The following is a 6,537-nucleotide window of genomic DNA, read 5'->3' as shown; positions in this document are numbered from 1 at the left end:
GGTGGTCGGCCGGCGGTGGGCGGTGGCGGTGGGCCGGCCGGTGGTGGTGGGCGGTTGGGTGGTGAGCCGGGGCCCGGGCGGCTGCTCGTCTGGGCCGGGCTCGCGGGAGCCGCGTCGGCGGCCCTGGCGCTGTTCCTGCCGTCGGGTGGCGCCCCGCCGGGCGGGGCGGACGCGGGTGCGGTGCCGGCGGGCGGGCGTGCCTCCGGGGCCGTACGGGAGGACGGGGCGGAGGCGCCGCCCGTCGCGCTGTCGGTGCCCGGCCACTTCGACGGCCTGCCCATCGACCCGGTGGCCGCCGGCCGTGACGGCTCCCTCGACGTGCCCGCGTCGCCGTCGCGGCTCGGCTGGTGGGCGCGGGGCGCCCGGCCGGGTGCGCCGCGGGGCACGCTGCTGCTGGCGGGGCACCTGGACTCGGCGGACGAGGGACCGGGCCCCTTCGAGGCGCTGCACGGCCTGCCGCTCGGGGCGCGGGCGCAGGTGTCGGCGGCGGACGGGACGCGGCACACGTACCGGATCGTGGCCCGGCGTACGTACCGCAAGAGCGCCCTGCCCGGCGACCTGTTCACGGCCGACGGCCGGCCGCGGCTCGTCCTGGTGACGTGCGCGGGCGCCTTCGACCCGGAGACGCGCGTGTACGCGGAGAACCTGGTGCTGTACGGGGTGCCGGTCTGACGTCCCGCGAGGGCGAACGGGCGAAGGGGCGGGCCCCGGGAGGATCGTTCCTCCCGGGGCCCGCCTGACCGAACGTCGGCCTCAGCCGAACGCGCGGCCGAACTGGCCGCCCACGGCGGGCATGCCGTTCGTGCCGGGCTTGTACGTCGTCACCGTACCGGTCGCGCCGGTGCGGCCACCGGTCGCGTTGCTCCACGGCATGGCGTACGCGGCGCCGTACGGCGACTGGCCGGGGACGCCGATGTACAGGTTGCCGGCCGTGCCGCCGAGGTAGTTGCCGACGGTGTGGCCGGACGTCGGGGTGCCGGGGAGGCCGGGGGCGTTGCCCGCCTCGATCCAGGTGTCGGTGGCACCCACGGCGCCGAACGGGTAGAAGGTCTGCACCGCACCGGCGTTCGTGACGGAGCCGAGGGCCTCGCCCGGGATGCCGACGGCGAGCACGACGGTCGACGCCGAACCGACCGAGCGCGGCGCGACGTTGGCCAGGACGACCTTGGCGCCGAACTTGTCGCCCGTCTCGGCGGCGCCGGCGACGTCGGCGACCTCCTGCTGGATGTTGGCGGCCTGCGTGACGGTGCCGGAGGCGGTCACGCGGAAGCTGTGGACGGCGCCCGCGTCGGCCTGGTTGGCGCCGTTCCGCGTGAGGTCCTCGCCGGGCGAGCCGACGGCGACGACCGTGTCGGTCGCGGTGGCCGCGCCGGACGGACGGTACTCGACGGCGGCGACGGACGCGCCGAACTGGTCGCCGGCCTCGGCGCCGCCGCTGACGAAGGTCGCGTCCTGGTCGAATCCGAGGACCGGGGCCGGGACGTTGTCGGCGTTCAGGGCGTGCCGGGAGATCTGCACACCGCCCGCCTTGGCCTTGGTGCCGATGGCCTCGCCCGGCGTGCCGATCACGATGTGGTTCGCGGAACCGGCGACGGAGGAGCCGAACCGGTCGCCCGCCTCGATGGCGCCCGCGTAGCCCGGCTTGTCCTGGTGGACGGCGGTGTTGACGCTGCCGCGCAGGTAGATGGTGCTGCCCGCGTCCTTGACGGAGCCCAGGTCCTCACCGGGGATGCCGATGAGCAGGTACGGCTCGCCTTCGGCGGTGTGGCCGGCGGCGACGGCGTGGCCGAAGCGGTCGCCCGCCTCGGAGGCCGAGCCCTTGATCGCGGGTACGGTGCCGAGGCCCTGGACGTAGTCCGTGGCGGCCTGGCCGGTGCCGATGCCGCCCTTGGCGCCGTAGAGGATCTGGACCGCGCCGGCGTCCGCGTGCGTGGTGCCGTTGACGGTGATGTCCTCGGCCGGGACACCGACGACGAGGTCGGTGCAGCCGTCCTCGTTGTGGTCGAACGTGGCGAGGGCCTCGCCGTACCAGTCGCTGGCCTCCGAGACGCCGGGGACGTATGCCTGGTCCTGGTTCAGCTCGACGGTGCCCTTGCCGCCGCCGTACACGACGCGGACGACACCGGCGTTGGTGTCGCCGCCGACGGTCGCCTTCGGGTCGCCGATGGCGATGTCCTCGACGCCGTCGCAGTTGAAGTCGGTGATGCGCGGCGCGGCGACCTTGGCGGCGACCCAGGAGCGCAGGTCGTCGACGCGGGACGTGACCGCGTCGGTGCGGGTCTCCGTCGCGTCGATGCCCCAGCAGCCGCCCTGCCAGGAGCGGCTGCTGAGCGCGACGAGCTCGGCCTGGCCGTTCGTCACGCGCAGCGCGGGGCCGCCGGTGTCGCCGGCGCAGACGGCCGCGCCGTCCTTGCCGGTGACGGTCGCGTCGGCGGCGGTGACCGCGCCGACGGTGAAGGCGCCGGTGTGCAGCGTGAGCGGCGACCACTCGGTCTTCGTACGGCCGTAGCCGGCGACCTTCAGCTCCTCGCCGGTGGTGGCCGGGGTGGCGCTGATCGCGACGGGCGCGACGGTGGTGACCGGGCGGTTCAGCCGGGCCAGGACGACGTCGCGGCCGGGCCGCGCGGCGACCTCGACGACGGTGCGGACGACGCCCGCCGACGTGGTGAGGTCGGTGCGGCCGATGGTCGCGGTGGTCTTCAGCTTCGGGGCGCCCGCGGGGACGTCGAGGCCGGCGGCCGGGTCGTCGGCGAAGCAGCTCGCGGCGGTGAGCAGCCACTCGCGGTCGACGAGGGCGCCGGAGCAGGCTCTCTGGCCGTTGCCGATGTCGAGGCGGGCGGTGAAGGGGAGCGAGCCCTCGGCCTCGGGTGCGCCGACGACGGCGTGCGCGGGCAGTGCGAGCGGGGCCGCTATGAGCGCCGCGGTGAACGCGGCGAGCCCGGCGGAACGGGCGAGATGACGTTGCATGACCTTTTCCTTGACGTGGTACGGGACCGGGGTCAGGGGCCTGTGAGCCGGCCCGGCGGACGCGCGCCGGTCCCGGAGGCGGGCGGGGTCAGCGGGTGGCGACGATCTCCACCAGCGTGTGGTCGCGGCCCTGCGGGTCGGTGGCCTCGCCGACCGGGGTGAAGCTGTTCTTCGGGACGTCGAAGGTCTTCTCCTCGGTACCCGTGGTCATGGTGACGTCGGTGTCGTAGTCGTTGCCCTTGATGCCGTAGACGGCCTGCATCTCCAGGGTCAGGAAGCCCTGGTTGCCCGTGACGCGGAAGCAGACCGGGGCGCTGCTCTTCCGCGAGTACACCTCGATGAGGCCGGCCTCGCCGCAGGTGGCGAGCGTGATGTGGCCGTCGCCCCGCTTGAGCAGGAAGCCCTTCTCGGCGAGGATCTTGTCCGCGCCCGGGTAGTTGAAGTCCTCCACGGCGTAGCCGGGGGCCTCGTCGGCGACCGGGGTGACGGACGGGGCGGCGGTGCCGCCGGTGGTGACTCCGGTCGTGAGGGCGAGGGCTGCCGCTCCCGCCACCGCACCCGCGGTGAGCAGGCGAGAAATGAATCTCATTGGTGTCTCGTTTCCTGTCTTCCGTGAGATGAGAAAAGGCGCATGGGATGCCCATGCGCGGAAGATGCGCGCGTGAAAACGGCGCACAGGGAACCGGACTGACGAAGGCCCCAAAAGGGGCACTCCGGGTATGCCTGAAAAGAAATGTCAACTCCCCCCGTAACGACGCCGTTCCGGTTCCTGGGATTCGGATTGGCGTGATCATTGTTACCACCTCGACCGAACCGCACAAGAGTTCGGTGGTGGGTCACGGGTGACCTGAGGGGGCGTCAGTGACGGTTGGGGCTGGTGAGAGCTGCGGCGACAAGTGAGCTCAGACACCCGGAAGTTGACTGGCCGTCGCCGCCGGGAGGGTGACCTCGAAGCGGCAGCCGCCCGCCACGTTCCGCACCCGCGCGCGGCCCGCGTGGGCCTCGACGATGCCCCGGACGATCGCCAGGCCGAGACCGGCCCCGGCCGCCGGCGCGAGACCGGCTCCGGCGGGCGGTGCGGGCGGCGTACGGGCCGCGCTGCCGCGCCAGCCCGTGTCGAACACGCGCGGCAGATCGTCCTCGGGGATGCCGCCGCAGCCGTCCGTCACGGACAGCACGACCGTGTCGTCGTCCCGGCGCTCCGCCGCCACCGCCACCGTGCCGTCGGCCGGCGTGTGCCGGATCGCGTTCACCAGCAGGTTCCCCAGCACCCGCGTCATCTCCCGGCCGTCGACCTCCACCGGTACGGCGTCCACCCGGTCCCCGACGAGCCGTACGCCGTGCTCCCGCGCCAGCGGGTCGGCGCCCGCCAGCGCGTCCCCCACCAGGTCGTACACCGACACGCGCGACGGGCTCAGCGACAGCGCGCCGGCGTGGATCCGCGACAGCTCGAACAGGTCGCCCACCATCGAGTTGAGCCGGTCCACCTCCGTACGGATCAGCCGGTGATAGCGCGCCGGGTCCTTCACGACCCCGTCCTCCAGCGCCTCCGACATGGCCCGCAGCCCGGCCAGCGGCGTCCGCAGGTCGTGCGAGATCCACGCCACCAGCTCCCGCCGCGACGCCTCCAGCGCCCGCTCACGCTCCCGCGACTCCGCGAGCCGCGCCGACGTGGCCGCCAGCTCCCGGCTCAGCGCCGCAAGCTCCGCCGGTGCGGGACCGGCGGGCGGCAGGAACGTCCCGCCGTCCCCGAAGTCCCGCGCCGCCACCGCCAGCTCCCGGCAGCGCCGGACGACCTGGCGGCCCAGCAGCACGGCCGTCGCCAACGACACGACCGCCGCCATCGCCACCACGGTCGTCACCACGCTCAGGTCGTGCGACGACAGGAACATCGCCCAGCACACCGCCAGCGTCCCGGCCAGCATCGCCGTCACCGTCACCGCGGGCACCACCGTCAGCGACACGGCCACCGAACGGCGCCGCGTCAGCCGCAGCACCAGCCAGCCCAGCAGCCCGGCGGCGGCCGCGCCCAGGAAGGCGTACAAGGCGATCAGCAGGAAGTCACGCACGGGGCCCTCCGTCCTCGGCGACGCCGGGTGCGGGATCGAAGCGATAGCCGGCGCCCCACACCGTCTGGATCAGCCGGGGCCGCGCCGGATCGTCCTCGATCTTGCCGCGCAGCCGCCGCACATGCACCGTGACCGTGGACAGGTCCCCGAAGTCCCAGCCCCACACCTCGCGCATCAGCCGCTCCCGGTCGCACACCTGCCCCGGGTGCTGGAGGAAGTAGCTGAGCAGATCGAACTCGCGCAGCGTCAGGGCCAGTTCACGGCCGTGCTTCAGAGCGCGCCGCCCGGCCCGGTCCACCTCGATGCCGGCCGCCCGCAGCGGCTCGGCCGGCTCGGCCGCCTCGCGCGGCGCCGCGGCCCGGTCGCTGCGCCGCAGCACCGACTCGACCCGCAGCACCAGCTCGCGCGGGCTGAACGGCTTGGTGACGTAGTCGTCCGCGCCGACCTCCAGGCCCAGGATGCGGTCCTCCTCGTCACTGCGCGCCGTGAGCATGATCACGGGCACGGGCCCCCGGGCCCGCAGCTCCCGGCACACGGTGAGCCCGTCCATGCCCGGCAGCATCAGGTCCAGCACCACCAGGTCGGGCCGGCGCGCGTCCGCCGCCGCGAGGGCACCCGCCCCGTCGGCGGCCAGACCGACCTCGAACCCCGCCCGCTCCAGGTAGCCGGTCACCACCTCGGACACGGTCGGGTCATCGTCCACGACCAGCACATGCCGCCCGTTCCGGCCCTGCTGCGCGCTCCGCCCACTGTGCATACGGCCAGCGTCGCACCCCGTACTTCCGGAGTCGCCCCCAGGGGCCGGGCGTCACGGATCCGTAAGCCCGGCCCCGGCGGTGACACCGCCTACGCCGTCACCCCCTCCCGCGCCGCCCCCGTACGCGCCGCCAGCCGCCCCGTCCGGTGCAGGGCGTGCAGGGCGGCCGCACAGGCCACCCCGACCGCCGGGAGCACCAGCCAGGGGAGCGCCGAGAGCCCGGCCGAGCGGGCCGCGTCCAGGACCGCGCCCGTCAGCAGGTTCCCGGCCGTGATGCCGATGCCGCAGACCGTGTTGTAGAGGCCGTAGTGCGTGGCGACGAGTCGGTCACCGGACAGCTGGACGATGGTGTCCATCTCGAACGGGTACGCGATCATCGTGCCCAGCGCCAGCAGGAGCGCCGCCACCGCCGGCGGCCCCGCCGCCAGCGCCCACCGGCCAGGACCGCCGTCCGGCACCGGCACCGCGGCCGCCGCCAGCAGCGGCAGGAACGCCGCGCCCATCACCACGACCCCCCACACCAGGGCCCGCCCCGGCGCCATCCGCGCCGCGCACCAGGCCGTCACGCGGGTCTGCAGCAGCACCGTGCTCAGCCCCGACACCACGAACAGCAGCGCCGTCGCCGCCGTACCCCCGGCGCCCTCGCCGCCCAGCCGCCGCACCTCCAGCGGCAGCGCCAGATACACCTGGAACGACAGCACGTACGAGCCGATCATCGCCACCGAGAACAGCAGGAACGGACGG

5 protein-coding genes and 1 pseudogene are annotated in these 6,537 nt (G+C 74.6%); 1 reads left to right on the top strand and 5 read right to left on the bottom strand.

All coding sequences use genetic code 11. The features are described 5' to 3' along the window. Window positions 1–672 (top strand): class F sortase (locus HTZ82_RS05065; protein ID WP_217623680.1); only part of this gene is annotated, 672 nt, incomplete at its 5' end. A gap of 81 nt (window positions 673–753) precedes the next feature. On the opposite strand, the gene HTZ82_RS05060 is transcribed toward HTZ82_RS05065, so the two are convergent. The 5 genes and pseudogenes from HTZ82_RS05060 to HTZ82_RS05040 form a co-directional block, all read right to left on the bottom strand. Beyond that, window positions 754–2,967 (bottom strand): trypsin-like serine protease, encoded by a 2,214-nt coding sequence (locus HTZ82_RS05060; protein WP_175408053.1) that lies wholly within the window; start codon window positions 2,965–2,967, stop codon window positions 754–756. A gap of 88 nt (window positions 2,968–3,055) precedes the next feature. Then, window positions 3,056–3,556 carry a hypothetical protein gene (locus HTZ82_RS05055; protein WP_175408052.1) on the bottom strand — a complete coding sequence of 167 codons (501 nt, stop codon included), beginning with the start codon at window positions 3,554–3,556 and terminating at the stop codon, window positions 3,056–3,058. Between the two features lie 313 nt (window positions 3,557–3,869). Beyond that, entirely contained in the window at window positions 3,870–5,036 is a 1,167-nt protein-coding gene (locus HTZ82_RS05050) for a sensor histidine kinase KdpD (protein WP_175408051.1), read from the bottom strand. Beyond that, window positions 5,029–5,793, bottom strand: a complete 765-nt coding sequence (locus tag HTZ82_RS05045; protein WP_175408050.1) for a response regulator transcription factor — start codon at window positions 5,791–5,793, stop codon at window positions 5,029–5,031. The genes HTZ82_RS05050 and HTZ82_RS05045 overlap by 8 nt, the downstream gene beginning before the upstream one ends. An 89-nt stretch (window positions 5,794–5,882) precedes the next feature. Then, window positions 5,883–6,537, bottom strand: a pseudogene (locus HTZ82_RS05040) (MFS transporter); the annotation flags it as partial.

The sequence above is a fragment of the Streptomyces sp. TRM64462 genome, assembly GCF_013362995.1.
Classification (GTDB): domain Bacteria; phylum Actinomycetota; class Actinomycetes; order Streptomycetales; family Streptomycetaceae; genus Streptomyces.
Note: the sequence above shows the minus strand (reverse complement) of the source record. Positions and strands in the feature narration are given on the sequence as shown.